This window comes from Brevibacterium oceani (assembly GCF_013623835.1).
In the GTDB taxonomy this organism is placed as follows: Bacteria; Actinomycetota; Actinomycetes; order Actinomycetales; family Brevibacteriaceae; genus Brevibacterium; species Brevibacterium oceani.
In genome coordinates this window covers 163,919-188,122 of sequence record NZ_JABKDE010000004.1, presented here as the reverse complement: position 1 = coordinate 188,122, position 24,204 = coordinate 163,919, and the positions used below count along the sequence as shown (strand labels likewise).

Sequence of the window (24,204 nt, the reverse complement as noted above, 5' to 3'; positions counted from 1 at the left end):
GCGCCGAGACCACTGTGCACACACCGTGGTCTCGGCGCTCCACCGTTGTCTCGGGCAAGCAGCCTCAGGAATCGCCGCCGGCCATCCCCGAGGTCCCCGCGTTGACGTCGTTGAGTTCGTAACGGCGGGCCGCCTCGGCGGGGGTGCCGGGGTCGATCTCACCACGTCGGGCCAACAGCTGAAGGGTCCGCACGACCATCGAGTGGGCATCGATCTTGAAGTGCCTGCGGGCTGCGGCACGGGTGTCGGAGAACCCGAACCCGTCGGCGCCGAGGGTCGCGAACGTCTGGTCGAGGAACGGCCGGACGAGGTCGGGCTGGGTCGAGTCGAAGTCGCTCGTGGCCACGATCGGCCCCGGCTCCTCGCCGAGTCGCTGCCGGACGTAGGGCACACACGGTTCTGCCTCGACGTCACTCAGCAGCTCTGCCTCGCACTCGAGGGCATCCCGGCGCAGCTCCGCCCAGGAGGTCACCGACCACACGGCCGCATCGACACCCCAGTCCGCGGCGAGCAGCTCGCGGGCCTCCAGCGCCCAGGGCACGGCGACCCCGGAGGCGAGCAGCTGGGCCTGCGGACGCGAGCCCTGCCCAGCCTCGGCGGGGGTCTCCGCCTCGGCGATGCGATGGATGCCTTTGAGGATCCCCTCGACGTCGACGTTGTCGGGTTCGGCTGGCTGGACCATCGGCTCGTTGTAGACGGTGAGGTAGTACATGACGTTGCGCTCGTCCTCGCCGAGGTCGTGCTCGCCGTACATACGGTGCAGGCCGTCGCGGACGATGTGGCCGATCTCGTAGCCGTAGGCCGGATCGTACACGCGCACGGCCGGGTTCGTAGCCGCGAGCACCGGGGAATGACCGTCGGCATGCTGCAGGCCCTCACCCGTCAGCGTCGTCCGCCCGGCGGTCGCGCCGATGATGAACCCGCGGGTCATCTGGTCACCGGCTGCCCAGAAGGCATCGCCTGTGCGCTGGAAGCCGAACATCGAGTAGAAGACGTAGATCGGGATCATCGGCTCGCCGTGCGTGGAGTACGCGGTGCCGGCGGCGGTGAACCCGGCCGCGGCTCCGGCCTCGTTGATGCCGACATGGAGCAGCTGACCGGACACAGCCTCCTTGTAGGAGAGGAAGAGCTCGCGGTCGACGGCGAGGTAGTTCTGCCCGTTCGGGTTGTAGATCTTCGCGGTCGGGAAGAACGCGTCGATGCCGAAGGTGCGAGCCTCATCGGGGATGATGGGCACGATCCGCTCCCCCAGACCCTTCTCACGCATGAGGTCCTTGAGCAGGCGGACGAAGGCCATGGTGGTGGCGGCGAGCTGCTTGCCCGAGCCCTTCTTCGACTGCGAGAAAGCCTTGTCGCTGGGCGCCGGCAGAGTCTTCTGATTGTTCTCCGGCTTGCGAGCAGGCAGGAATCCGCCGAGCTGGCGGCGACGATCGAGCATGTACTGGATCGCGTCGTCGTCGGCGCCCGGATGATAGTAGGGCACCGCGTAGGGATCGTCGTCGATGACCTTGTCCGAGATCGGGATGTCCATCCGATCGCGGAAGGCCTTGACGTCGTCGGCGGTAAACTTCTTCATCTGGTGGGTGGCGTTGCGCGATTCGAAGCTCGTGCCCAAACCGTAGCCCTTGACCGTCTGGACGAGGATGACGGTGGGCTTGCCCTTGGTGTTCACGGCCTTCTGATAGGCGGCGAAGACCTTGTGGTAATCGTGGCCGCCGCGCTTGAGGTTCCAGATGTCGTCATCGGACAGATGCTCGACGAGGCCCTTGGTCGTCGGTGATCGACCGAAGAAGTTGTCGCGGATGAATCCGCCGGATTCGGCCTTGAACGTCTGATAGTCCCCGTCGAGGGTCTCGTTCATGATCCGCACGAGCTCGCCGGTGTGGTCGGCCTCGAGCAGGGAGTCCCATTCGCGGCCCCACAGCACCTTGATGACGTCCCAGCCGGCGCCAGTGAAGGTCGCCTCGAGTTCCTGGACGATCTTTCCGTTGCCGCGGACCGGTCCGTCGAGGCGCTGGAGGTTGCAGTTGATGACGAACGTGAGGTTGTCGAGTCCCTCGTTCGCGGCCAGCTGCAGGGCGCCGCGCGATTCGGGTTCGTCCATCTCGCCGTCGCCGAGGAACGCCCATACCCGCTGGTCGCTCGTGTCCTTGACGCCGCGGTTGTGCAGATAGCGGTTCATCTGCGCCTGATAGATCGCGTTGATCGGGCCGAGCCCCATCGACACGGTCGGGAACTGCCAGAACTCGGGCATCAGCCGCGGGTGCGGGTAGGAGCTCAGACCGTGCGGTGCCTTCGAGGCTTCCTGCCGGAATCCGTCGAGGTCGGCCTCGGACAGGCGACCTTCGAGGAACGCGCGGGCGTACATTCCCGGTGAGGCGTGGCCCTGGAAGAACACCTGGTCGCCGCCGCCGGGATGGTCCTGGCCGCGGAAGAAGTTGTTGAAGCCGATCTCATAGAGAGTGGCGGCTCCGGCGTAGGTGGAGATGTGTCCGCCCACGGAGATCTCGGGGCGCTGCGCTCGGTGGACGAGCATGGCCGCGTTCCAGCGCAGCCACCTGCGGTAGCGGCGCTCGACGCTCTCCTCACCGGGATAGATCGGCTCCTGATCGGCGGGGATCGTGTTGACGTAGTCGGTGGTGGTGACCTTGGGCTGGGCGATGGAGTTCGTGGCCGCGCGGCGGCGCAGCGCCTCCATGATCTCGCCGGCGCGCTGGGTGCCGCGCGCGCCTACGAGTCCCTCCCAGGACTCGAGCCATTCATCGACCTCTTCGTCGGTGGTGGTGCTCCTCAGGTTCGCCGAGGTGGTGTCCTGTGTCATTGCGGGGTTTCCTTCTCACGGGGTCCGGACTCCCGGAATCGTATCGCGACCGGGAGTCCGGTGTCGGAACTGTCCGAACTCAGCAGGTGTGCCGGCTCAGCAGAAACCGGCGATCTGTGCCCAGGCGTCCTTGTTCTCGTCGACGCCGTCGCGGGTGAAGGTGGCCTCGATGAGGCCGTAGGGGCGGTCGGCGACGATGAAGACCTCGTTCGGGTTCTCGAGCCCGAAGCGCTCGATGTCGTAGAGGAAGTGGTGCTTGTTCGGGCAGGAGAAGCGGATCTCGTCGATCTGCGGCACGGCCTCGATGACCTTCTCCCCCATCTGGTAGAGCGTGTGCTGCAGCGCGTGGGAGAAGTGGTCAGTGAAGGAATCGAGGATGATCTCCTTGACCTGGGTGTACACGGCCTCGAAGTCGAGGTCGGTGGTGTTGTAGATCCACCGGGTGGCGATGTCGGTGGCGAGGATGCGGTCCTCGGTCTCCGGCAGCGTCGTGTACTTGTCCTTCGGGTAGCCGACGAAGCCCGATTCGGTGGTCTTGAGCACGGTGAGGCCGTTGAAGCCGGAGATCAGCGTGTCCTTGTCTCCGTCGCGGGTGAACACGACGGTGCGGACCTCGGGTGCGGACTTGAAGAACGAGTGGTTGTGGTCGTTGATCCGGTCCCAGCCGTATTCCTGGGCCTCCCACCGGCCGCCGGTGACCCAGTCGAAGCTCGAGGTGAAGTGATCGGCAAGGCCGATGAGGAACTGTTCGGGCGAGCTCACGCCGAGTTCCTTGGCCTTCGCGAAGACCGTGTTCTTCTGCGTATCGGTGGCGACTACGTGGGCGTTGTCGCCTTCGGTGTGGGCGGTCTCGAAGTCGCCCCACAGCTGCGAGGTGACGTTGAGGTCGCGGATCTCGTGACGTTCGGTGTCACGGTAGACCCGCATGAGTCGGTTCTCTGCCTTGCCGTACTGGTTCGATGTCAGTCGGACTGTGCTCATTGCGGTATTCCTCCAGTTCGTCGGCGTGCGCACCTGCGCGCGCCGTGTCCATTCGATTGGCGAGGCCCGCCGGTGGTGAGCACCGGTCGGCTTCGGCGGTTTGTTGAGGACCTGGATCCTGCAGGGGGCCTGCTTCCCCTGATGGTGATTGAGGGTGCGGCTCAGCTGCCGCGGTAGGTGCTGTAGGCGAAGGGGCTGAGCAGCAGTGGGATGTGATAGTGCGCCTGCCCGGCCTGGACGCTGAAGTCGATCGTGACCACCGGGTGGAAATGGTCCATGTTCCGGGCGGCGAAGTAGTCGCCGGTGCCGAAGACGATCCGGTAGTCGCCGGGTTCGAGGTGGTCGGGTCCGAAGTCCGAGACCCTCCCGTTGTCGTCGGTGCGGGCGGAGACGATGACCTCGGCGCCGTCATAGAGAGTGACCTCGAGGCCTGCGGCCGGTGTACCGACGGTCGAGTCGAGTGCGTGGGCGGTGATGAAGCTCATGCGAGGATTCCTTCGAGTCGGAGGGCGGCGATCTGAATCAGCTGGTCTCCGACTTCGGCTTCCTCGTCGGCGGCGGAGTTGTCCATGCGACGGTCGAGTTCGGAGAGGATCTCTTCGGGGCTGCGACCGGCGGCGCGGATGAGGAAGACGCGGTCGAAGCGCTCTTCGTAGGCGGCGTTGCCGGCGGCCAGCCGCGACTGCACATCGGCCTCAAGGGTGCCGAGCCCGGCCTGTTCGCGGCTCGAGTGGGCAGCCTCGGCGCTTTCGCTCTTCGCCTTCTCACCGATCCTCGGATGGTGGGACATTGCGGCTGCGATCTCGTCGCTGCTCAGCGGGGCGGCATCCTCGCGCGCCGAGTTGAGGGCGGAGTCGAGGTCGGTGAACGGCCGTGCGGCGACGACGGCATCGATCCAGCGGTCGACGTCGAGGCAGGGGCGCAGCAGCGTGCGTGCGTCGTCGGCTGGGAGTCGGTTGAACTCGGCCAGGTCCACGATGACCTCCTTGGCTGGCTGTTAAGGCCGTCTCTGATCAGACTGTCACGGTTCGGGATACCATTTCCGAACGATTGGTTCGAGTCTGCTGGCCGCCTGCACCGATGTCAAATTGCTCACACATTTTTGTGGAAACTTTCTTCCGGATCGTGGATAATGGACCATGGATCACCCCGGACAGACGATGAGGTTGAATGAGGCCATGAGTCACGACACAGTGCCACAGTCCACCCCAGCGCCCCAGAGCGCCCCGACGATCGTCTGCGCCCCCGACTCCTTCAAGGGTTCGGCCTCCGCACCCGCGGCCGCGGCCGCCATGGCCCGCGGCGCACGTACCGCCTTCCCCGCAGCCGACGTGATCGAGCTGCCCTTCGCCGACGGCGGAGAGGGCACGCTCGAGACCCTGCTCGCCGTCTGGGGCACCCAGCCGCGCACGGTGGACACGGTCGATGCGCTCGGTCGGGCCACCTCGGCGGCCTTCGGGATCTCCCCCGACGGCACCACCGCCGTCATCGAGGCGGCCCAAGCCAACGGACTGCCGCAGGTCTCGGACGTGCCGCTGCGCCCCGAGCGTGCCGACACCTTCGGGGTCGGACTGATCGCTCGCGCCGTGCTCGAGACCGGCGTCGAGGAGATCCTGCTGTGCATCGGCGGTTCGGCGAGCACCGACGGCGGCGTCGGCATCGCCACGGCCCTCGGCGCGCGATTCACCGATGCCGAGGGCGAACCGATCGCCCCCGGCGGCGGTGGGCTGGTCTCTGTCGCTGCCGTCGATGTCTCAGAGCTCGATCCGCGGGCTACAAATGTGCGCTGGCGCATCGCCGTCGATGTCGACAATCCGCTCACCGGCCCCCGCGGGGCGGCGGCGGTCTTCGGTCCGCAGAAAGGTGCGGACGGGGACTCCGTGACCGTGCTCGACACCGGTCTGGGCCACCTCGCCGAGGTGCTCACCTCCTCAGCGGAGGAGGCCGAGACGCTGTCCGCGACCCCCGGCTTCGGCGCCGCCGGCGGGATTCCGCTGGCATTGACGACGCTGCTCGGCGCCGAGGTGGTGCCGGGATCGCAGATGGTCGCCGAGGCCGTCGGGCTGAGCGCGGCACTCGCCGGGGCCGATCTCGTGCTCACCGGCGAGGGCTCGTTCGACTCGCAGTCCCTGGGCGGGAAGGTCGTCGCGGCCGTGCGGCACCACGCTCCCGCCTCGGCGCGGGTGATCGTCATCGCCGGACGGGTCGGGCTGAGCCCGGCCGAGTGCCGGGAGGCGGGAATCACCGCGGCTCTGTCGATCGCGCCGGGGCCTGCGGACCTGGACACGCTGTCCGAGCGCGCCGCAGCGCTCATCGAGGACTCGGCCGCGCATGCGTGTGCACTCGTGGCCGCTGGAAGCACCATTCCTGGAAGCACCATTCAACGATGAAAGGACCCACCATGACCGTGACGACGACTCAGCTGCGAGCCGGAGACATCGCACCGGACTTCACGCTCACCGACTCAGAGGAACGGACCGTCTCGAAGTCCGACTTCGCCGGCAGGAAGGTCATCCTCTACTTCTACCCCAAGGCGTCGACGCCCGGCTGCACCACCGAGGCCTGCGACTTCCGCGACAACCTCTCCGCGCTGGCGGCAGCCGGCTTCGAGGTCCTCGGCGTCTCGCCCGATGATCCGGAGTCGCTGCGGGCCTTCGCCGCTGACGAGGGCCTGACGTTCTCGCTCCTGTCCGACTACGGCGGGGTCGTCGCCCGGGCCTACGGCAGCTACGGGCAGAAGACGGACGGGGAACACACCTTCCAGGGCACCCTGCGCTCGACGTTCGTCATCGCTGAGGACGGCACCCTCACCCATGCGGAATACAACGTCGATGCCCAGGGCCACGTAGCCCGCCTGAGAACCCACCTCCTCCACCCCTAATTGCTACCCGACGGCGGCCCAGCAACCTGGCGCGAGGTTGCTGGGCCGCCGTCAGGTTCTTTGGGGGCGTTCATTCGGTGCGCAGCCGCGTGGCGAGCACACCGAGGATCCGTTCGAACGGTGCGGCGCGGAAGAGCTCCCCGAAGGTCAAGCGGATGACCTTGTAGCCTCGGGCTTCGAGAGCCGCTTCGCGCGCCTTCTCTGCCGCGATGCTCTCACGAGGAGTCCGCCCGTTCATCGTGTACTTCTCGAGCCCGTCGATCTCGATGATCAGCCGGGCGTCGCGGTGGCAGAAGTCGACGCGGGCGATCACCTCGCCGTGGTCGCCGAAGAATTCGACCTGCGGTTCGAACCCTGCGATCCCGTGCTCGAAGAACCGGACCGCGGCGATCGACTCCGATGGCGCTTCTCGCCTCCCATCGGTCAGGTGCAGCGCACGGAGCACGGCTGCGTCGCCGCGGGATTCGGGACATTCCTCGAGGACCGCCTCGAGCCGGAGCCGACTCGTCCGGCCGCGGCCGATCGCCTCGTCGAGCATCGGCACGGCGATGTCCGGGCTGTAGTCGCGGGCGACGTCGATGAGGGTGCGCTCGAGCGTGGTCACCGCGTAGATGCCGACCATCTTCCGGTGCGCCGAGGGGATCTCCCGGTTGCGGACGTAGAGGTGTCGGTACCTGCGGCTGACGTTGGGACGGAACACCTCGACTCGAGTCTGCGCCGAATAGGCGATCGGCAGTCCGTGGACGAGGGCGGCCGAGAGGTGCGAGAAGACCTCTCGCCCCTTCGTCACCCGCCAGCGCCCCGAGGCGGTGTGGATGCGTTCGGCGCGAGTGCGGATGAGCACGCGCAGAGGTTCGATCTCGTCGCGCATGTCCCCGCGGTGAGCGAACTCCTCGAAGTCCTGCTCGCTCAGCGCCGCCCAGATGGCTTCATGGCGGGCGTCCTCGCAGGATCCGGTCGCGACGTACCGGCCGCGGGCGATGCGCGAGAGGCAGCACTTCTCGCCGCGCCGGACCTCGTCCTTGGAAAAACCCAGCCGGTAGAGCTTCTCGGTCGTCATGCACAGATACATGACACCAAAGTGCACTACTCACTATAAAACGGCAATAGAAAACAGCAATCTGTGGATAACTTCTTCCTCAAACAACCTGACGACGGCCCAGCAACCCCGCGCAAGGTTGCTGGGCCGCCGTCAGGTAGTAATTCAGCGGGCGGTGAGGAGGCGACCGGTCGGGGTCTCGAAGTCCACTGAGGCGCCGCGCAGCACGGTGCGGGACACGCGGCCGCGGACGGTGCGGGCATCGTACGCGCTGATCTGATTGCGGTGATAGAGGTCCGTGGCGCGCACGGTCCACTCCTCATCGGGGGCGAACACGGCGAAGTCCGCGTCGTTGCCCATCGCGATCGCGCCCTTGTTCTCCACCCGCGCCACCGCCGCCGGTGCCGCGGACATCCAGCGGACGACTTCGGCGAGTTCGATGCCGCGCTTGGCCGCCTCGGTCCAGACGAGCGACAGGCCCAGCTGCAGGGATGATATCCCGCCCCATGCGGCACCGAAGTCCCCGGTGTCGAGCAGCTTGAGTTCGGCCGTCGACGGCGAGTGGTCGGAGACGATGCAGTCGATGGTGCCGTCGATGAGTCCCTGCCACAGTGCCTCGCGGTTGGACTCCTCACGGATCGGCGGGCAGCACTTGTGTGTCGTCGCCCCGTCCGGGATCTCCTCGGCGGTGAAGACGAGATAGTGCGGGCAGGTCTCGACGGTGAGCTTGACGCCTTCCGCCTTGGCCGCCGCGATCTGTTCGAGCGAATCGGCTGAGGACAGATGCAGGATGTGGGCACGGGCACCGGTGGCGCGGGCGGCGTCGATGACCCGCGCGATGGCGACGTTCTCGGCCTCACGGGGGCGTGTGGCGAGGAAGTCGGCGAATTTCGGGCCCGAGTTCTTCGGCGCCCCGGTCATCACCTCGTGATCCTCGGCATGGACGATGAGCATCGAGTCAAAGGACGCGATCTCGGCCATGTCGGCCTGCATCTCGGCCGGTTCCAGGGGTGGGAACTCGTCGACCCCTGAGTCCTCGAGGAAGCACTTGAACCCAAAGACACCGGCCTCGTGCAGGGGGCGCAGGTCGGCGGTGTTGCCGGGGATCGCCCCGCCCCAGAAGCCGACGTCGACGAATGCCTTCGGTGCGGCGACCTCGCGTTTGGTCTCGAGCGCGGCGACGTCGACGGTCGGCGGCAGGGAGTTCAGCGGCATGTCGACGATCGTCGTCACTCCCCCGGCCGCGGCCGCGCGGGTGGCGCTGGCGAAGCCCTCCCACTCGGCCCGGCCGGGGTCGTTGACGTGGACATGGGAGTCGACGAGTCCGGGCAGCAGCACCTGATCGGCGCCGACCTCGACGACCTCCGCCCCCGCCGAGGCGGCCGGATCCAGGCCGTTGTCACCGCGGGCGATCTCGGCGATCCTCCCGTCCCTGACGCCGACCGTTGCCGGCTCGATTCCCTCGGGCAGCAGGGCCGCCTCGGCGCGGATGATCAGATCGAAGTTGGCGTCATTGCTCAATGTTCCTCCTCAGTCGTCCGGCCCGGCAGGCCGGCGGCACGTTTTCGGTATACCGTTCTAGCCTACTCGGCCCGGACGATTCGGCACAGGCCTTACCCGGCCTATTTCGCGGCGGCCAGCTCACCCATCGGCGTCAGTGCCGTCGGGGCGTCCGCCGGGGTCTGGGCGAGGGTCTCGAACTCGTTGATCGCATCGAGTGCGGTGCCCATCGAGATGTTCGTGACTCTTTCCAGGATGACCTCGACGACCACGGGCACCTGGTGTTCGTCCATGAGCTCCTTGGCCACGCGCAGTCCCTCGCCGATGAGTTCGGGGTCCTCGACGCGCAGGGCCTTGCAGCCGAGCCCCTGGGCCACGGCCACATGGTCGACCCCGTATCCCGACGATGCGGATCCGGCCGAGTTGATGTTCTCGAACGCCAGCGACACCTCGTAGTCCATCTCGAATCCGCGCTGTGACTGCCGGATGAGCCCCAGGTAGGAGTTGTTGACGACGACATGGACGTAGGGGATCTTGTGCTGCGCGCCGACGGCGAGCTCTTCGATCATGAACTGGAAGTCGTAGTCGCCGGAGAGCGCGACGACAGTCTCGCCCGGCTTGCCCTTGGCCACGCCGAGCGCTGCGGGTCCGGTCCAGCCCAGCGGTCCGGCCTGGCCGGCGTTGATCCAGTGCCGGGGCCGGTAGACGTGGAGCATCTGGGCACCGGCGATCTGGCTCAGACCGATCGTCGAGACGTAGGTGACGTCCTGCCCGAAGGCCTGGTTCATCTCCTGATAGACGCGCTGCGGCTTGATCGGCATCTCGGTGAAGTTCGTCTTCCGATGCTCGGTCGACTTCCGTGCCGTGCACTCATCGGCCCAGGCGGTGAAGTCCGGGAGGCCGCCCGACCGCGATCGCGCGGCGGCGAGCAGGGCGTCGAGGGCTGCGCCGGCATCCGAGGCGACCCCGAAGTCGGGGGCGAAGACGCGGCCGATCTGCGTGGGTTCGATGTCGATGTGGACGAACTTCCGACCCTTGCGATACACGTCGAGGTTGCCGGTGTGGCGGTTGGCCCAGCGGTTGCCGATGCCGATGACGAGGTCGGATTCGAGGAAGGAGGCGTTGCCGTAGCGCACGTGAGTCTGGATGCCGACCATGCCGGCGGCCAGCGGGTGGTCGTCGGGGATCGCACCCCATCCCATCAGGGTCGGCGAGACCGGGATCGAGGTGAGTTCGGCGAATTCGACGAGGCGGTCGGCGGCATCGGCGTTGATGATTCCCCCGCCGGCGATGATGATCGGATGGGCCGCCTCGGCGATGAGGTCGAGGATCTTCTCCGCCTGCGCCGAGGTGGCCGCGGGCTTCGCGGGGGCGAGCGGTTCGTAGGCGTCGATGTCGAAGTCGATCTCGGTCTGCTGCACGTCGATGGGCAGGTCGATGAGCACGGGGCCGGGGCGGGCCGAGCGCATGAGTTGGAAGGCGGTCTGGAAGACTCCGGGCACCTGCCCGGCCTCGAGGACCGTCTTGGCCATCTTCGTCACCGGCGCCGCGATCGAAGCGATGTCGACGGCCTGGAAGTCTTCCTTGTCGAGCACGGCGACGGGTGCTTGGCCGGTGATGCACAGGATCGGCTGGGAGTCGGCGGCGGCGGCATAGAGACCGGTGATCATGTCGGTGCCGGCCGGGCCCGAGGTGCCCAGGCAGACTCCGATGTTGCCCGGGGCCGAACGGGTGTAGCCGTCGGCCATATGGGAGGCTCCCTCGACGTGGCGGGCCAGCGTGTGGCGGATTCCGCCGTGAGCCTTCATCGCCGAGTACAGCGGGTTGATCGCCGCTCCGGGCAGGCCGAAGGTCTCGGTGGCGCCTTCCTTTTCGAGGATGAGCACTGCGGCGTCGACTGCGCGCATACGTGTCATTGTTCGTCCTTTGTTCGTGAGCCGGCGACGACGCTGTCGCCGGCTCGGTTCGTGGTGGGCGGGGCCGTCGGTGTCGTTGGGCCGACGGCCCCGCCCGGCTGGTGGGGCGGTCGTGTCAGTTCTCGGTCTTTCCGGAGAGCTGTTCGATGACGGTGAAGAGACCCGAATGGTCGAGTCCTCCGTTGCCCTGCCGCACTGTTGCAGCGACGAGCTGGGCGACGGTGGCCCCGAGCGGGATGGCCACTCCTGCTTCGCGTGCGGCGGCGGCGACGATGCCCATGTCCTTGTGGTGGAGTTCGAGCCGGAATCCGGGGCCGAACTCACGGTCGAGCATCTTCTGCCCCTTCTGGTCGAGCACCTTGGATCCGGCCAGTCCTCCGCCGAGGACCTGCAGCGCCGCACCTGTTTCGACTCCGTAGGCTTCGAGGAAGACGACGGCCTCGGCGAGCAGTCCGATATTGCCGGCGACCATGAGCTGGTTCGCGGCCTTGACGGTCTGGCCGGCTCCTGAGGGGCCGACGAGGACGATGGTCTTGCCGACGGCTTCGAAGACATCGGACACCGCGTCGAAGTCGGCCTTGTTCCCGCCGACCATGATCGACAGGACACCGTCGATGGCGCCGGGCTCTCCGCCGGAGACGGGTGCGTCGAGGGGCTTGAGTCCGGCCTCGGCGGCCTTGCCGGCCAGCTCCTTGGCCACATCGGGGCGGATGGTGGAGAAGTCGATCCAGGTGGCCCCGGCGGAAGCGTGGGCGAGGATTCCGTCGTCGCCGGTGAGCACGGCTTCGACGTCGGGTGAATCGGGAACCATGGTGATGATGACGTCGGCCCCGGTCACCGCCTCGGCGATGGTCGATGCGGCACTTCCTCCCGCCTCGGCGAGGGCGTCGGCCTTGGCCGGGGTGCGGTTGAAGCCGCGGACGTCGAAGCCGGCATTGACGAGGTTTGTGGCCATGGGCAGGCCCATGATTCCGAGTCCGATGAATGCGATTGTCTTGCTCATGGGGTTTCCTCCGTGAAGGTGAGGGTGGTCAGGCGGTCTGGGTGACGTGGCTCAGCCAGTCGAAGGCGGTGGCGCGGTCCTGTTTGTATTCGAGGGCGACCTGCCCGGTGTAGCCGAGCGCGTAGGCGCGGTCGATCCAGTCGCGCAGCGGCAGCGAGCCGGTGCCCGGTGCTCCGCGGCCCTCGGCGTCGGCGATCTGGATGTGGCCGAAGTTCGCGGCTTCGACCTCGATGACGGCGGCGACGTCGTCGCCGTTGACGGACATATGGAAGAAGTCGGCGAGGACGGCGATGTTCGCGGGGCCTTCCGATCGGACCTTCGCGACCACCTCGGCGGCGTCGGCGTAGCGCTTGAGCGGGTAGCCCTCGGCACCGGAGACGGGTTCGACGAGGACGGTTCCGTCGATCTCGGCGACCGCGCGGGCAGCGAGGTCGAGGTTCGCCGCGGCCGTCGAATCCTGACCGGAGGGGTCCTGGCCTTCGGTGCGCAGGCCGTAGAGGGCGTTGAAGGCGCGGCAGCCGGTGCGGCGGCCGATCTCGACGACGATGGCGACGTTCGCGGCGAAGTCGTCCTCGGCGCCGATGACGGAGACCATTCCGCGATCGCCGCCTGCCATGTTCCCGGCCCAGAAGTTCAGTCCTTTGAGTTCGACTCCGGCGTTTTCGAGTGAGGTGATGAACTCATCGACCTCCGCCGAGGTGGGGGTCGGGTTGCCGTCGAAGGGCCACCAGAACTCGACCTGGTCGAAGCCGGCGTCCTTCGCGGCCTGGGCACGTTCGAGGACGGGCAGTTCGGTGAGCAGCGTCGAGCAGTTGAGGATATAGCTGTCGGGAGCGGTGAAATCGAATGCGTGGACCATGGGCTCTCCTTTGAGTTTCTCGCTGTTTTCGTATCGTGGAAGTTTATTTCCGTTTCACGAAATAAGCATAGACAGCCCGCGACCCGAGAGTCAAGACCTTCCCAATTGCTACATGACGGCGGCCCAGCAACCTGGCGCGAGGTTGCTGGGCCGCCGTCGGGTAGTAATTAGGGTTTGACTGGGGTGCCGTCGATCCAGACTTGTGTGATGTCGGCGGGGGTTCCGAGGGCGAAGATCTTCGCCAGCGCGGCCTCGTCGTCCTCGGCGTGCCTGATGCCCACCTCGAGTGGCTGCCCCGCGGCGGGAGAGACGTATGCGGCGTCGAAGCGCTTGCCCAAGGACAGGTCCCCGACCTCGTCGGCAAGTCCGAGCGCATCGGCACCCGCGGCGGTCGCGAGGTGGAGCAGGTGGGCCGCGGACAGGGGCAGTCCCCCGGCCGGGTCCAGCTGCTGCATGAAGTACGCCTGCACGCCCTCCTTGAGCAGCGAGAATCCGTTGCCCGCACCGACGTCCGAGCCCAACGCCACCCGGACACCGTTCTCGAGGTGTCGGCGCAGCGGGAAGAATCCGCTGGCCAGCGCCGAATTCGAGGTCGGGCAGTGCGCCGAGGCGGCCCCGACCTCGGCCATCCGCGCCAGCTCCCGATCGCTCGGGTGGACGTTGTGCGCGAGGATCGTCCGCCGCCCGAGCAGCCCCGCCCGGTCGTAGGTGTCGAGGTAGTCGATCGCCTCGGGAAACATCTCCGCAACCCCGGCGATCTCGTCGCGGTTCTCGTTCAGATGCGAGGTCACCCACACGTCCGGGTTGGCCTCGAGGAGTTCCCCGCCGGCGGCCATGAGCTCCTGCGAGGCCGAGAACGAGAACCGCGGGGTGACGGCGAATCGCAGTCGACCGTGCCCGTGCCACCGGTCGATGAGCTCCTGGCTCTCGGCGGTCGCCCGCTCGGCGGTCGTGAGCAGCGGTTCGGGCAGGTTCCGATCGCTCGTGACGAGGCCCGTGGTCATCCGCAGCCCCACCTCGGCGGCCCTGGCGAAGAGGATGTCCACCGCGTTGGCGAAATGCGAACCGAAGACCATCGCCGAGGTGGTCCCCGCCGAGGTCAGGCCGGTGAGGAATTCCCCGGCCACCGCCCCGGCGTAGGCCTCGTCGCGAAGCTTCGCCTCTTCGGGCAGGGCACAGTCGTCGAGCCATTCGAGCAGCGGTTTGCCGAGGTAGCCGATGGCGCGCACCTGCGGAAAGTGGACGTGGGTGTCGACGAGGCCGGGGATGAGCACGCCGGCCCGCAGGTCAACCACCTCGGCGTCGGGGTGCGATGCGCGGGCGGAGGCGAAGTCGGTGCGGGCGATGATGAGCCCGTCCTCGACGACGAGGGCTGTGTCGGAGTCGGCGCGCAGCCGCCCTCCGTCGAAGGGGTTGTCCGGCGTATCGAAGACGCGGGCACGGTAGATGACCACAGTGGTTCTCCTTGAGTCAGTGGTGAAGGTCAGTGGTGAAAGCAGTAGTGAAGCGCAGCTTCAGGCGAAGCGGGAGAGCAGGTCCGCGGCGACGCTGACGGCGATGGTCGCCGGCGCCTTTCCCGGCAGGTCGGGCAGTCCGATCGGGCAGCGGATGGTGTCGACGACCTCGGGTTCGAAGCCTTCGGCGGTGAGGTTCTTGCGGAAGCGCTGCCATTTGGCGCTCGAGCCGATGAGCCCGATGGACCCGAGGTCGCCGCGGGTCAGCGCCGCGGAGCACAGGTGCAGGTCCTCGGCATGATCGTGGGTCATGATGAGCACGTGGCTGCCAGCCGGAAGTGCGGTGAGCACTTCCTCCCCCACGACGGCGAATTCGCGGCTGATCTGCGCCACGGGGGCGCCGATTCCGTCGATGGCCTCGAGCTGTTCGGGCCGCGAGTCGGAGACGACGAGGTCGATGTCGTGCCGGGACAGGATCCGGGTGAGTTCGAGTCCGATGTTGCCGATGCCGAAGATCGCCACCGAGGCGGGCACGGGCAGGGGTTCGAGCAGCACCGCGACCTCCCCGCCGCAGCACTGCCTGCCGTACTTCGCCGGCGCCTTGTCGTTGAGTCGCAGGGTGAGCATCTCCGGGGCGCGCACGCCCTCGGCGAGCAGCTCCCGGGCACGGGTGACGGCCGTCATCTCGAGATTGCCCCCGCCGATGGTCCCGAACAGGTCATCGACGGTGGCGATCATCTTCGCTCCGGCTTCGCGCGGGGCGTGCCCGCGCACCGAGGCGAGAGTGACGAGGACGGCCGGCACCCGAGCCCTGCGGAGCTCGGATGCGGTGTCCATCCAGGTCATGACGGAACTCGTTGTCCTTCCGTCGCCGAGGTGGCCGCCCCCGGCTCTGCCCGGCGCACGTCCTCGATCGCCCAGAACACCGCCTCGGGGGTGGCCGGTGAGGCGAGTTCGACCGAGGTTCCGGCCGGCCCGAAGGCGCTCACGGCCTCCCGCAGGGCCTCACGGACGGAGAAGGCGAGCATGAGCGGGGGTTCGCCCACGGCCTTCGACCCGTACACGGCCCCTTCCTCGTGTGCCTTGTCCAGCAGGGAGACGTTGAAGACGTCCGGGGTCTCGGAGAAGCTCGGGATCTTGTACGTGCTCGCCGCCTGGGTGGCCAGGCGGCCCCGGCTGGGTCGATCGGATTCGTCCCAGCGCAGGTCCTCCAGGGTCAGCCAGCCGGCGCCTTGGACGAAGCCGCCTTCGATCTGGCCGACGTCGATGAGCGGGGACAGGGAGTCCCCGACGTCGTGGACGATATCGACCCGACGCAGCCGGTAGGAGCCGTCGAAGCGGTTGACCTCGACCTCGGCGGCAGCTGTGCCGTACGCGAAGTACTTGAATGGTTCGCCGCGCATCTGCGCAAGGTTCCAGTGCAGCCCTTCGGTCCGGTAGAACCCGGAGGCCGAGAGCTGGATGCGCTGGAAGTACGCGGTGTTGATCAGCTCCTCCCAGGTCACGGTCTTCGGCGAGGACAGGGCGGAGACGATGCCGCGGTCGATGCTCACCTCGTGCGCCGGCGCCCCGAGCAGACCGGCGGCGACCTGCCGCAGCCGGTCGAGGATCTGATCGCAGGCGTTCTTCACCGCCCCGCCGTTGAGGTCGGAGCCGGAGCTCGCCGCCGTCGCCGAGGTGTTCGGGACCTTGTCCGTGCGCGTGGGCGCCAGGCGCACCGTCGACAGCGGCACCCCGAGGGTCGTGGCCGCGACCTGCAGCATCTTCTGGTGCAGGCCCTGCCCCATCTCGGTGCCGCCGTGGGTGACGAGGACGGATCCGTCCTTGTACACGAGCACGAGTGCCCCGCCCTGGTTGAAGGCGGTGAGGTTGAACGAGATCCCGAACTTCACCGGGGTGATCGCCAGGCCGCGTTTGATGTGCTCGTGACCGGCGTTGAAGGCCTCGATCTCGAGTTCGCGTGCCTCGAGGTCGGATTCGGAGATGAGCTGGTCCCAGCAGGCATCGATCCGATCGGGGTGGCGCACCGGCTGGTAGTAGGGAGTGTCCTGGCCTTCGGTGTAGAAGTTCCGACGCCGCAGCTCTCGGGCGCTCAGGCCCAGCTGAGGTGCGACGCGGCCGAGGATGTCCTCCATCACGAGCATGCCCTGGGGCCCGCCGAAGCCGCGGAAGGCCGTCTGCGAAGTCTTGTTGCACTTCGCAATGCGACCGGTGACGCGGATGTTCGGCACCCAGTACGCGTTGTCGATGTGGCACATGGCTCGGGTGAGCACCGGTTCGGACAGGTCGAGGCTCCACCCACCGTCGGCGGTGAGCGTCGCGTCGAGGGCGAGGATCTTCCCGTCCTCGGTGAAGCCGATCTTCCATGACGAATGGAAGCCGTGGCGCTTACCGGTCATCGTGATGTCGAGGGTGCGGCTCAACCGCAGGCGCACAGGTCGACCGGTCAGCTTGGCTCCGAGTGCGGCGAGCGCGGCATAGCCGTGGGGCTGCATCTCCTTGCCGCCGAAGCCGCCACCCATGCGCAGGCACTGCACGGTGACCTCGTGGGCGGGGACCCCGAGGACGTGGGAGACGATGTCCTGCGTCTCGGTCGGATGCTGGGTGGAGGACTGGATGAAGATCTGCTCGTTCTCGTCGACGTGGGCCAGGCAGGCCTGCGTCTCGAGGTAGAAGTGCTCCTGGCCGGCGAACTCGAACTCGCCTTCGAATACGTGGGCGGCATCGGCGAACGCGGCGTCCGCTTCGCCCTTGTCGATCGTCAGCTCCTGACCGTGGTAGCTGTTCGCGGCGATCGCGTCGCGCACACTCACGAGCGAGGGCAGCTCGTCGACGTCGGCGACCACGGCGGCGGCACCTTCCTTCGCGGCCTCGAGGTCCTCGGCGAGCACCCAGGCCAGAGGCTGGCCGAAGAACATGATCTCGTCGGTCGGCAGCATCGGTTCGTCGTGTTTGACGCCCTGGTCGTTGACCCCGGGAATGTCGGAGGCGGTGATGACGCGCACGACACCGGGCACTTCGTAGGCGGGGGCCACATCGAGGGAGTTCAGCCGCGCGTGCGCCGTCGTCGACTGCACGGGGTGGGCGTGGAGGACTCCGGTGAGACGTCCGACGAGGTCGTCGGTGTAGAGCGCGGACCCGGTGACGTGGCCGAATGCGCTTTCGTGGTGGTGGCGTTCACCGACGATCGGGTCGGCGGGGCGCTGGGAGAGAGTGCTCATCACTTGACCTCCTGTCCGGTCACGGCCGGCTGGCCGAGCTGTTCGGCGAAGAAGCGTTCGAGGGAGGAGCGCAGCATCGCGGTGCGGTACTTCGCGCTCGCTCGGTGATCATCCATCGGGGTGCCTTCGCCGGCGAGCGTCTCTGCAGCGGCGTGCACGGTCTCGAGACTCCACGGCCGGCCCTCGAGAAGAGCCTCGGTGGCGGTGGCCCGCAGCGGGGTGGCGGCCACACCGCCGAGGCCGATCCGGGCCTTCCTCACCACGCCGTCGGTGACGTCGACGGCGTAGCCGATGGCCACCGATGAGATGTCGTCGAAGCGTCGCTTCGCGATCTTCTGGAACGAGGTCAGCGGCGACAGGGGCAGCGGAATCCGGATGGCGGTGATGAGCTCATCGGTCTCCCGCACGGTCTGCCGGTAGCCGGTGAAGTAGTCGGCGAGTGCGACGACGCGATCTCCGCGCACCGAGCTGAGCACGAGTTCGGCCTCGAGCGCGAGCAGCGCCGGCGGGGTGTCGCCGATGGGTGAGCCGGTGCCGAGGTTGCCGCCGATCGTGGCCCCGTTGCGGATGAGCCGGGAGGCGAACTGCGGGAAGAGCTTGCCCAGCAGCGGGATGTCGCCGGCGAGTTCGCGTTCGAGTTCCGACAGCGTGTGTGCGGCGCCGAGTTCGATGTGGTCTGCGGTGCGGCGGATGCCGCGCATCTCGGGCAGGCGGTCGACGGCGAGGAGGTTCTTCGCGCGTGCGCCCTTGATGTTGACCTCGACTCCCCAGTCGGTGGCCCCGGCCACGACGGTGACGTCGGGGTCGGCGGCGAGGATCTCGACCGCCTCGGCGAGTGTGGCGGGCCGGCGATAGCGGCCGACCTTGCCCGTTGCGGTATCGGCGCGGCGGTAGTCGGTGGCGACGGGGGCAGGGGCCGAGCGGTCGCGGCGGGCAGCCAGAGCATCCTCGGCGCTCGGCTGTCCGAGGGCGAAGGCGGCATCGCGGATGGGGCGGTAGCCGGTGCAGCGGCAGAGGTTGCCGGACAGGGAGTGGAGGTCGAAGCCGTTGGGTCCGCAGTGGTGGTCACCGTCATCGCCCGGCTCGCAGGCGGCTTCGGCCGCGCGTTCGGGACGGTAGTATTCGGCGGCCATCGAGGAGATGAAGCCGGGGGTGCAGTATCCGCACTGGGATCCGCCGCGCACGGCCATCTCTTCCTGGACGGGATGGGCGGTTCCGCCGTCGGCGAGTCCTTCGGCGGTGACGATCTCTCCGCCGTCGAGGGCTGCGGCCGGCAGCAGGCAGGAGTTGATCGAGGTCCAGCGGGTTCCGCCGGACGCATCGGGGCGGGCGACGAGAATCGCACAGGCCCCGCACTCACCTTCGGCGCAGCCTTCCTTCGCTGCGGTCAGTCCCTGACCGCGCAGGAAGTCCAGCGCATTCGTATGAGGCGGACCGTCGAATCGGGTGACGGTCCCGTTGATCGTCACTTCGGCAGTGGCGAGATCCGTTGCTGCGGTCGACATTGCACTTCATACCTCCCACGTCTCATCACTGAGACGCACAGTGCATGGTTGGAACAGTGGCATCGTTCTTCGGAACTTCTGGTTATCCATGCGAACAGCAGCGAAGAACGTCAGGTGATGAGGTCGTCACCTCGAGGTTCATACCCCGTGCGCGATCTGGCCCTTCTGCCAGGCTGTGCTTCCGATCACAACTGTCATCCTCCCAAGATAGCCGAAATCGGTCCGCGAACGAAGTACAGGAGGAATCCGGCCGAAACGACCCACAGGAGCCAGTGGACCTGGCGTGCGCGGCTGCTCATGGCGTGGATGAGCGCCCAGGAGATGAAGCCGACGCCGATGCCGTTGGCGATCGAGTAGGTCAGCGGCATCGTGACCATGGTGAGGAAGACGGGCAGCGAGACGCGGAAGTCGCTCATCTCGATCTCGCGGATCTGCGTGACCATCATCGCGCCGACGACGACGAGCGCGGCGGCACCGGCCTCCATCGGAATGACAGCGATGAGCGGGGAGAAGAAGATCGAGAGCAGGAACAGCACACCGGTGATGCAGGCGGCCAGACCGGTCCTCGCACCTTCGGCGATGCCGGCGGCGGAGTCGACGAAGACGGTGTTCGACGACGCCGAAGCGCCTCCGCCGACGACAGCTCCGAGACCCTCGACGACGAAGGCTCCGCGGATGCGCGGGAACATGCCGTCAGAGGTCTGGACACCGGCCTGGCGGGCCAGACCCGTCATCGATCCCATCGCGTCGAAGAAGTTCGTGAACACGAGGGTGAACACGAGCATCGTGGCCGCGAGGACCCCGATCTGCTGGAAGACGGCGACAGGGTCGAATGCTCCGATGAGAGAGAAGTCCGGCAGCGCCAGGATCTGCTTGGGGATCTCCGGTGCGGAGAGGTTCCAGCCCTTCGGATCCGGGCTGACCGGGTCGCCGACGGTGCCGAGCTTGGCGAAGGCCTGGATGATGATGGCCGCGATGGTGGCCACGATCATCCCGATGAGGATGCCGCCGGGAACCTTCCTGGCCACGAGGATGCCGATGAGCACGAGCGCGAAGACGAACACGAGCGTCGGCAGGGAAGAGATCGATCCGTCCTGGCCCAGCTGCACCGGCGGACCCGAGGGGGTGCGGGTGACGAAGCCGGAGTTGACGAAGCCGATGAAGGCGATGAAGAGTCCGATGCCCACGGTGATCGCGATCTTCAGCGCGTGAGGGACGGCGTTGAAGATCGCCGTCCGGATGCCCGTGGCACCGAGGAGGACGATGATGATGCCGTTGATGACCACCAGGCCCATCGCCGCGGCCCAGGTGACCTCCTGCACGACGGACACGGCGAGGAAGCTGTTCATCCCCAGACCCGCGGCGAGTCCGAACGGGAGCCGGGCGACGACGCCGAAGAGGATCGTGATGAGCCCGGCGGTGAGCCCGGTGACCGCGGTCAGCTGGGCGAAGTCGAGGGCGCCTCCGGCGATGTCCTCGCTGCCTCCGAGGATGAGCGGGTTGAGCACGACGATATAGGCCATCGCGACGAAGGCGACGATGCCGCCGCGGATCTCCTGCTTGACCGTCGAGCCGCGATGGGTGATTTCGAAGAATCTGTCGAGAAGCCCCGGTCTCTCGGTTGCGGTCTGTACCGCTTGATCATTGTCTGCCATTTTCATGGACCACCTCAGGTTGTTCGATTTGGTCAGCCGCCGACATCATCGTCGCCGGCCCTGCGCCTTGAACGTGCGCAATGAAACAGACAAGCCATCGGTGCGACACCGACACCAGAACTTTCACATCCCGGAAAACTTCTTCTATTTCATCGGCCCAGTCTCGCCGTTCGACCAACATGTGTCAATCATCACACTTCTTCACGCGCGCACGCGCACCGCAGTCGAACCTGGTGCCAGACCGCCACCGAACCCGGATTCAGACAGAGAGAACCCCTGGCCGGACGGAGCCGGTCAGGGGTTTTCCTCGGCGGTGGCGGTGGGATTTGAACCCACGGTACGGGGTTACCGTACACAACATTTCGAGTGTTGCACCTTCGGCCGCTCGGACACGCCACCGCCGACAACTGTACAGCGGCGTGGATTCGACCGCCAAATCGGAATCGAGTGAGCTGAGCCACGTCAGCGCCGGCTCGCGAAGAACTCGCGCAACAGCGCCTTCCCCTCGTCAGCCCGAACCCCCGAGACCACCTCGGGGTGATGCAGCGCAGCACGGTCGCGCAGCAGATCCCACATCGACCCCACTGCCCCGGCCTTGTCGTCGAAGGCCCCGTAGACGACGCGGGCGATGCGGGAGCCCACCAGCGCCCCGGCGCACATCGCGCAGGGTTCGAGGGTGACCACAAGGGTACAGTCGTCCAACCGCCACCGGCCGACAGCCTCCGCGGCGGCCGACAGCGCCATCAGCTCGGCGTGGCCGAGCGGATCGGCATCGACTTCCCGACGATTGTGGCCGCGGCCGACCACGGTACCTCCGGAATCGATGACGACGGCCCCGACGGGAACGTCGTCATGAGCGGGGGCCAGGGCAGCCTCGGCGAGGGCGAGACCCATCCAGTCATCGAACCGCGCCGCCTCCGCAGAGGAACGGGTGCCGGCACCAGCGCTCAGCGGGCGGCCTCGAGCTGATCGGCGAATCCGACGGTCTCCCCGATGTGGGCGACGACGCGGGCCGGGTCGGAGCGGTGCGCCTCGACCTGCTCGATGAGCGTGGCGGCGGGCACTCCCCGGTCGGCATAGATGTCGGCGTCCCCGCCCCATTCGGCGTCGGGGTCGAATTCGAGCATTTCGACCTCGTCGCCATCCTCATCGTCGGTGTCATCGGCCTCGACCTCCTCGGCTCCGAAGTCCTCCTCGGGCTCGGCCTCGTAGGCGTCGGGACGGGCGTCGAGGAAGTCGGCGAAGATCTCCGCGAAAGGGCTCGCCTCGACCGCGGCGAGATCGGAGAGGAAGACCTTGACCTCGTTGTTCTCGCACAGGCGCACGAGGCCGAACCATTCGTCCTCGTGTTCGATGACGGCGATCGCCTCCCCGTCCTCCCCCGCGGCCGAACGCATCGTATCGACCAGATCGTCGAGGTCGGATGCGTCGCGGACGTCGACGTCGAGGGCGCGGAAGCCGTCGCCGGAATCGGCCAGGATCTCAGTGAAGTACGACATGCCTCCATTGTGTACGCTCGGACCCGCGTTGACCACTGCCGGATCGGGGAAGTTCTCCCGTACCATTTGGGTATGGATCTTCACGTCGCCGATCACCCGCTCATCGACCACAAACTCACTGCTCTGCGCGATCGGACCACGGATTCCGCTCGATTCCGACAGCTCACGGAAGAGCTCGTCATGCTGCTGGCCTACGAGGCCACACGGTCGGTCGCCGTCGAAGCCAAGGAGATCGAGACCCCGGTCTCGACGTTCACCGGCACCCGCATCGCCGAACCCCGCCCGATCGTCGTCCCGATCCTCCGCGCGGGGCTCGGCATGCTCGACGGGATGCTGCGCATCCTTCCCACCGCCGAGGTGGGCTTCCTCGGCATGGTCCGCGACGAGACGACGTTCGAGCCCAGCGCGTACGCCGACCGTCTGCCCGATGACCTCACCGGACGGCAGATCTTCATCGTCGATCCGATGCTCGCCACCGGCGGCACCCTGGCGATGGCGATCGACTTCCTGCTCGCCCGCGGAGCCCGCGACGTCACTGCGATCTGCCTCGTCTCCGCACCCGAGGGAGTCAAACGCATCGAACGCGACTACAGCGAATCCGCCGAGGTGAAGATCTGCACCGCAGCCCTCGACGAGCGGCTCAACGAGAAGGGCTACATCGTCCCGGGCCTCGGCGACGCTGGGGACCGGATGTACGGAATCGTCGACTGACGCCGCGCGGGCGGCGCGTGCCCGCAGATGACGAAATCGGTCGGCCGCCTCGGCGAGGATGTCGTCATATTTCGTCACAGTCGTCTCATTTTCGGCTTTTCCTTTGCACCGCCGAAGTTTTGTGACAAATAATGAAGCCATGACTTCAGCCACTCACCTGATGCGAATGCCCGCAGCAGCCATGTGTATGCGCTGCGTTCGCGGTCGGTGATCGCCCTCCCGCTGTCCGGCCTCGAACGAGAACACGCACACTCAAGCAGCGGACTCATTCAGTCATATCGACCCGATGGTCGGAGCAAAGGACAGTCATGTCGAATCCAGAACCCGCCTACGTCCACCCACGCAGTGCCGTGGCCACCCGACGCGCAGGAGCCAGGTTGAGCGCAGTGGACCCGCAGAACGCCCCGCACACCTTCGGCCCCGCCGGAGTCGTACCCTCACCGAAGGCCGCTCGCGGCATCATCGTCTACATCGGACTCGACGAGTCCAAGGCCGCCGCCGACGGCACGAACCTCTCCGCCATCGCCGGCGAGCTTCAGGCCTATGCGAAGGAACTGGCCAGCCAGGCCGAGACCCAAGCCGTCATCGCCCTGGCCCCCGAGGGGCGCGGCAGCGACATCGACGCCGTCAGAGCCGTGGCCACCGGCTCCCCCGCTGCGACCGGAGCGCCGGCGGCGACGCATGGACCGGTGCGCTCGAGGATCCCCAACCGCATCCACCCGCCGACGTTGCGGGACGAGGACCAGGCGCCTGCCGCACCGGCACCGCGCGGATTCGGCGGTCGCGCCGGGAACACCTACGCCGATGCCGCCGCCGAGCGGCTGCGCATCGACATTCCGCGCCGCGAGGTCCGCATCGACGGTGAGCTCGTCGACGTCACGACCAAGGAGTTCGATCTCCTCGCCACGCTCGTCACCCACGCCGATGAGACCCTGCCCCGCGAAGACCTCATCAGCGCCGTATGGTCCGGCAGCGAGGTTCCCGATGAGCGCACCGTCGACGTGCACATCCGCCGACTGCGCCGCCGTCTCGGCGAATACTCCCCCGTGGTGCGCACGATGAGGGGTTCGGGCTACCGCTACGACACGCATCCCGACGTCACCGTCTGGAGCGCGACAGCGCGTCGCTGACCTGAACGCGACAGCCCAGACCCGAGCAC

The 24,204-nt window shown here is 67.3% G+C and carries 19 protein-coding genes, 1 tRNA gene and 1 pseudogene; 4 read left to right on the top strand and 17 right to left on the bottom strand.

Annotated features, from left to right (window positions below; genetic code table 11):
* Nucleotides 1-64: 64 nt before the first annotated feature.
* The 4 genes from aceE to uraD all read right to left on the bottom strand — a co-directional run bounded on the left by aceE (nt 65) and on the right by uraD (nt 4,778).
* The gene (gene aceE / locus HK401_RS10250) at nt 65-2,821 is read right to left on the bottom strand and encodes a pyruvate dehydrogenase (acetyl-transferring), homodimeric type (RefSeq protein WP_181274572.1); all 2,757 of its coding nucleotides are present in this window, start codon (nt 2,819-2,821) and stop codon (nt 65-67) included.
* Between the two features lie 96 nt (nt 2,822-2,917).
* On the bottom strand, nt 2,918-3,802 hold the full coding sequence (gene pucL, locus HK401_RS10245) for a factor-independent urate hydroxylase (protein ID WP_181274571.1): 885 nt from the start codon (nt 3,800-3,802) through the stop codon (nt 2,918-2,920).
* 161 nt (nt 3,803-3,963) lie between these two features.
* Nucleotides 3,964-4,287 (bottom strand): hydroxyisourate hydrolase, encoded by a 324-nt coding sequence (gene uraH, locus HK401_RS10240; RefSeq protein ID WP_181274570.1) that lies wholly within the window; start codon nt 4,285-4,287, stop codon nt 3,964-3,966.
* Complete coding sequence (uraD, locus tag HK401_RS10235) at nt 4,284-4,778, bottom strand: 2-oxo-4-hydroxy-4-carboxy-5-ureidoimidazoline decarboxylase (RefSeq protein ID WP_181274569.1); 495 nt, start codon at nt 4,776-4,778, stop codon at nt 4,284-4,286. Before uraD ends, uraH begins: the two co-directional genes overlap by 4 nt.
* 202 nt (nt 4,779-4,980) lie before the next feature.
* On the opposite strand from uraD, the gene HK401_RS10230 reads away from it, so the two are divergent.
* Nucleotides 4,981-6,192 (top strand): glycerate kinase, encoded by a 1,212-nt coding sequence (locus tag HK401_RS10230; RefSeq protein WP_181274568.1) that lies wholly within the window; start codon nt 4,981-4,983, stop codon nt 6,190-6,192.
* An 11-nt stretch (nt 6,193-6,203) separates the two neighbouring features.
* Complete coding sequence (gene bcp, locus HK401_RS10225) at nt 6,204-6,683, top strand: thioredoxin-dependent thiol peroxidase (protein WP_181274567.1); 480 nt, start codon at nt 6,204-6,206, stop codon at nt 6,681-6,683.
* A 70-nt stretch (nt 6,684-6,753) separates the two neighbouring features.
* On the opposite strand, the gene HK401_RS10220 is transcribed toward bcp, so the two are convergent.
* The 13 genes and pseudogenes from HK401_RS10220 to HK401_RS10160 all read right to left on the bottom strand — a co-directional run bounded on the left by HK401_RS10220 (nt 6,754) and on the right by HK401_RS10160 (nt 22,334).
* Nucleotides 6,754-7,743, bottom strand: a complete 990-nt coding sequence (locus tag HK401_RS10220) for a DUF559 domain-containing protein (protein WP_181274566.1) — start codon at nt 7,741-7,743, stop codon at nt 6,754-6,756.
* A gap of 144 nt (nt 7,744-7,887) precedes the next feature.
* Nucleotides 7,888-9,243: an allantoinase AllB gene (gene allB / locus HK401_RS10215; protein WP_181274565.1), complete on the bottom strand. Its 1,356-nt coding sequence runs from the start codon at nt 9,241-9,243 to the stop codon at nt 7,888-7,890.
* Between the two features lie 101 nt (nt 9,244-9,344).
* The gene (gene gcl, locus HK401_RS10210) at nt 9,345-11,138 is read right to left on the bottom strand and encodes a glyoxylate carboligase (RefSeq protein ID WP_181274564.1); all 1,794 of its coding nucleotides are present in this window, start codon (nt 11,136-11,138) and stop codon (nt 9,345-9,347) included.
* A 115-nt stretch (nt 11,139-11,253) separates the two neighbouring features.
* Nucleotides 11,254-12,147: pseudogene (locus tag HK401_RS10205) on the bottom strand (2-hydroxy-3-oxopropionate reductase); the annotation flags it as partial.
* A gap of 22 nt (nt 12,148-12,169) precedes the next feature.
* Nucleotides 12,170-13,000, bottom strand: a complete 831-nt coding sequence (locus HK401_RS10200) for a hydroxypyruvate isomerase family protein (protein WP_181274562.1) — start codon at nt 12,998-13,000, stop codon at nt 12,170-12,172.
* A 167-nt stretch (nt 13,001-13,167) separates the two neighbouring features.
* A complete protein-coding gene (gene guaD / locus HK401_RS10195) occupies nt 13,168-14,454 on the bottom strand; it encodes a guanine deaminase (protein WP_181274561.1) in 1,287 nt (428 codons plus the stop codon).
* A 60-nt stretch (nt 14,455-14,514) separates the two neighbouring features.
* Nucleotides 14,515-15,300 (bottom strand): xanthine dehydrogenase accessory protein XdhC, encoded by a 786-nt coding sequence (xdhC, locus tag HK401_RS10190; RefSeq protein ID WP_181274560.1) that lies wholly within the window; start codon nt 15,298-15,300, stop codon nt 14,515-14,517.
* Nucleotides 15,297-17,675, bottom strand: coding sequence for a xanthine dehydrogenase molybdopterin binding subunit (xdhB, locus tag HK401_RS10185; protein WP_181274559.1), 2,379 nt, complete (start codon nt 17,673-17,675; stop codon nt 15,297-15,299). Before xdhB ends, xdhC begins: the two co-directional genes overlap by 4 nt.
* Complete coding sequence (locus tag HK401_RS10180; RefSeq protein WP_181274558.1) at nt 17,675-19,180, bottom strand: xanthine dehydrogenase small subunit; 1,506 nt, start codon at nt 19,178-19,180, stop codon at nt 17,675-17,677. Before HK401_RS10180 ends, xdhB begins: the two co-directional genes overlap by 1 nt.
* 194 nt (nt 19,181-19,374) lie before the next feature.
* Nucleotides 19,375-20,835, bottom strand: coding sequence for an NCS2 family permease (locus tag HK401_RS10175; protein ID WP_181274557.1), 1,461 nt, complete (start codon nt 20,833-20,835; stop codon nt 19,375-19,377).
* Nucleotides 20,836-21,146: 311 nt separating this feature from the next.
* Nucleotides 21,147-21,234, bottom strand: a tRNA-Ser gene (locus tag HK401_RS10170).
* A 63-nt stretch (nt 21,235-21,297) separates the two neighbouring features.
* Nucleotides 21,298-21,729 carry a nucleoside deaminase gene (locus HK401_RS10165; RefSeq protein WP_181274556.1) on the bottom strand — a complete coding sequence of 144 codons (432 nt, stop codon included), beginning with the start codon at nt 21,727-21,729 and terminating at the stop codon, nt 21,298-21,300.
* A gap of 53 nt (nt 21,730-21,782) precedes the next feature.
* Complete coding sequence (locus HK401_RS10160; RefSeq protein WP_181274555.1) at nt 21,783-22,334, bottom strand: tRNA adenosine deaminase-associated protein; 552 nt, start codon at nt 22,332-22,334, stop codon at nt 21,783-21,785.
* A 72-nt stretch (nt 22,335-22,406) separates the two neighbouring features.
* Between HK401_RS10160 and upp the strand changes: the two genes are divergently transcribed.
* A complete protein-coding gene (upp, locus tag HK401_RS10155) occupies nt 22,407-23,045 on the top strand; it encodes a uracil phosphoribosyltransferase (RefSeq protein WP_181274554.1) in 639 nt (212 codons plus the stop codon).
* A gap of 308 nt (nt 23,046-23,353) precedes the next feature.
* Nucleotides 23,354-24,175 carry a winged helix-turn-helix domain-containing protein gene (locus HK401_RS10150; protein WP_181274553.1) on the top strand — a complete coding sequence of 274 codons (822 nt, stop codon included), beginning with the start codon at nt 23,354-23,356 and terminating at the stop codon, nt 24,173-24,175.
* The last annotated feature ends 29 nt before the right edge of the window (nt 24,176-24,204 follow it).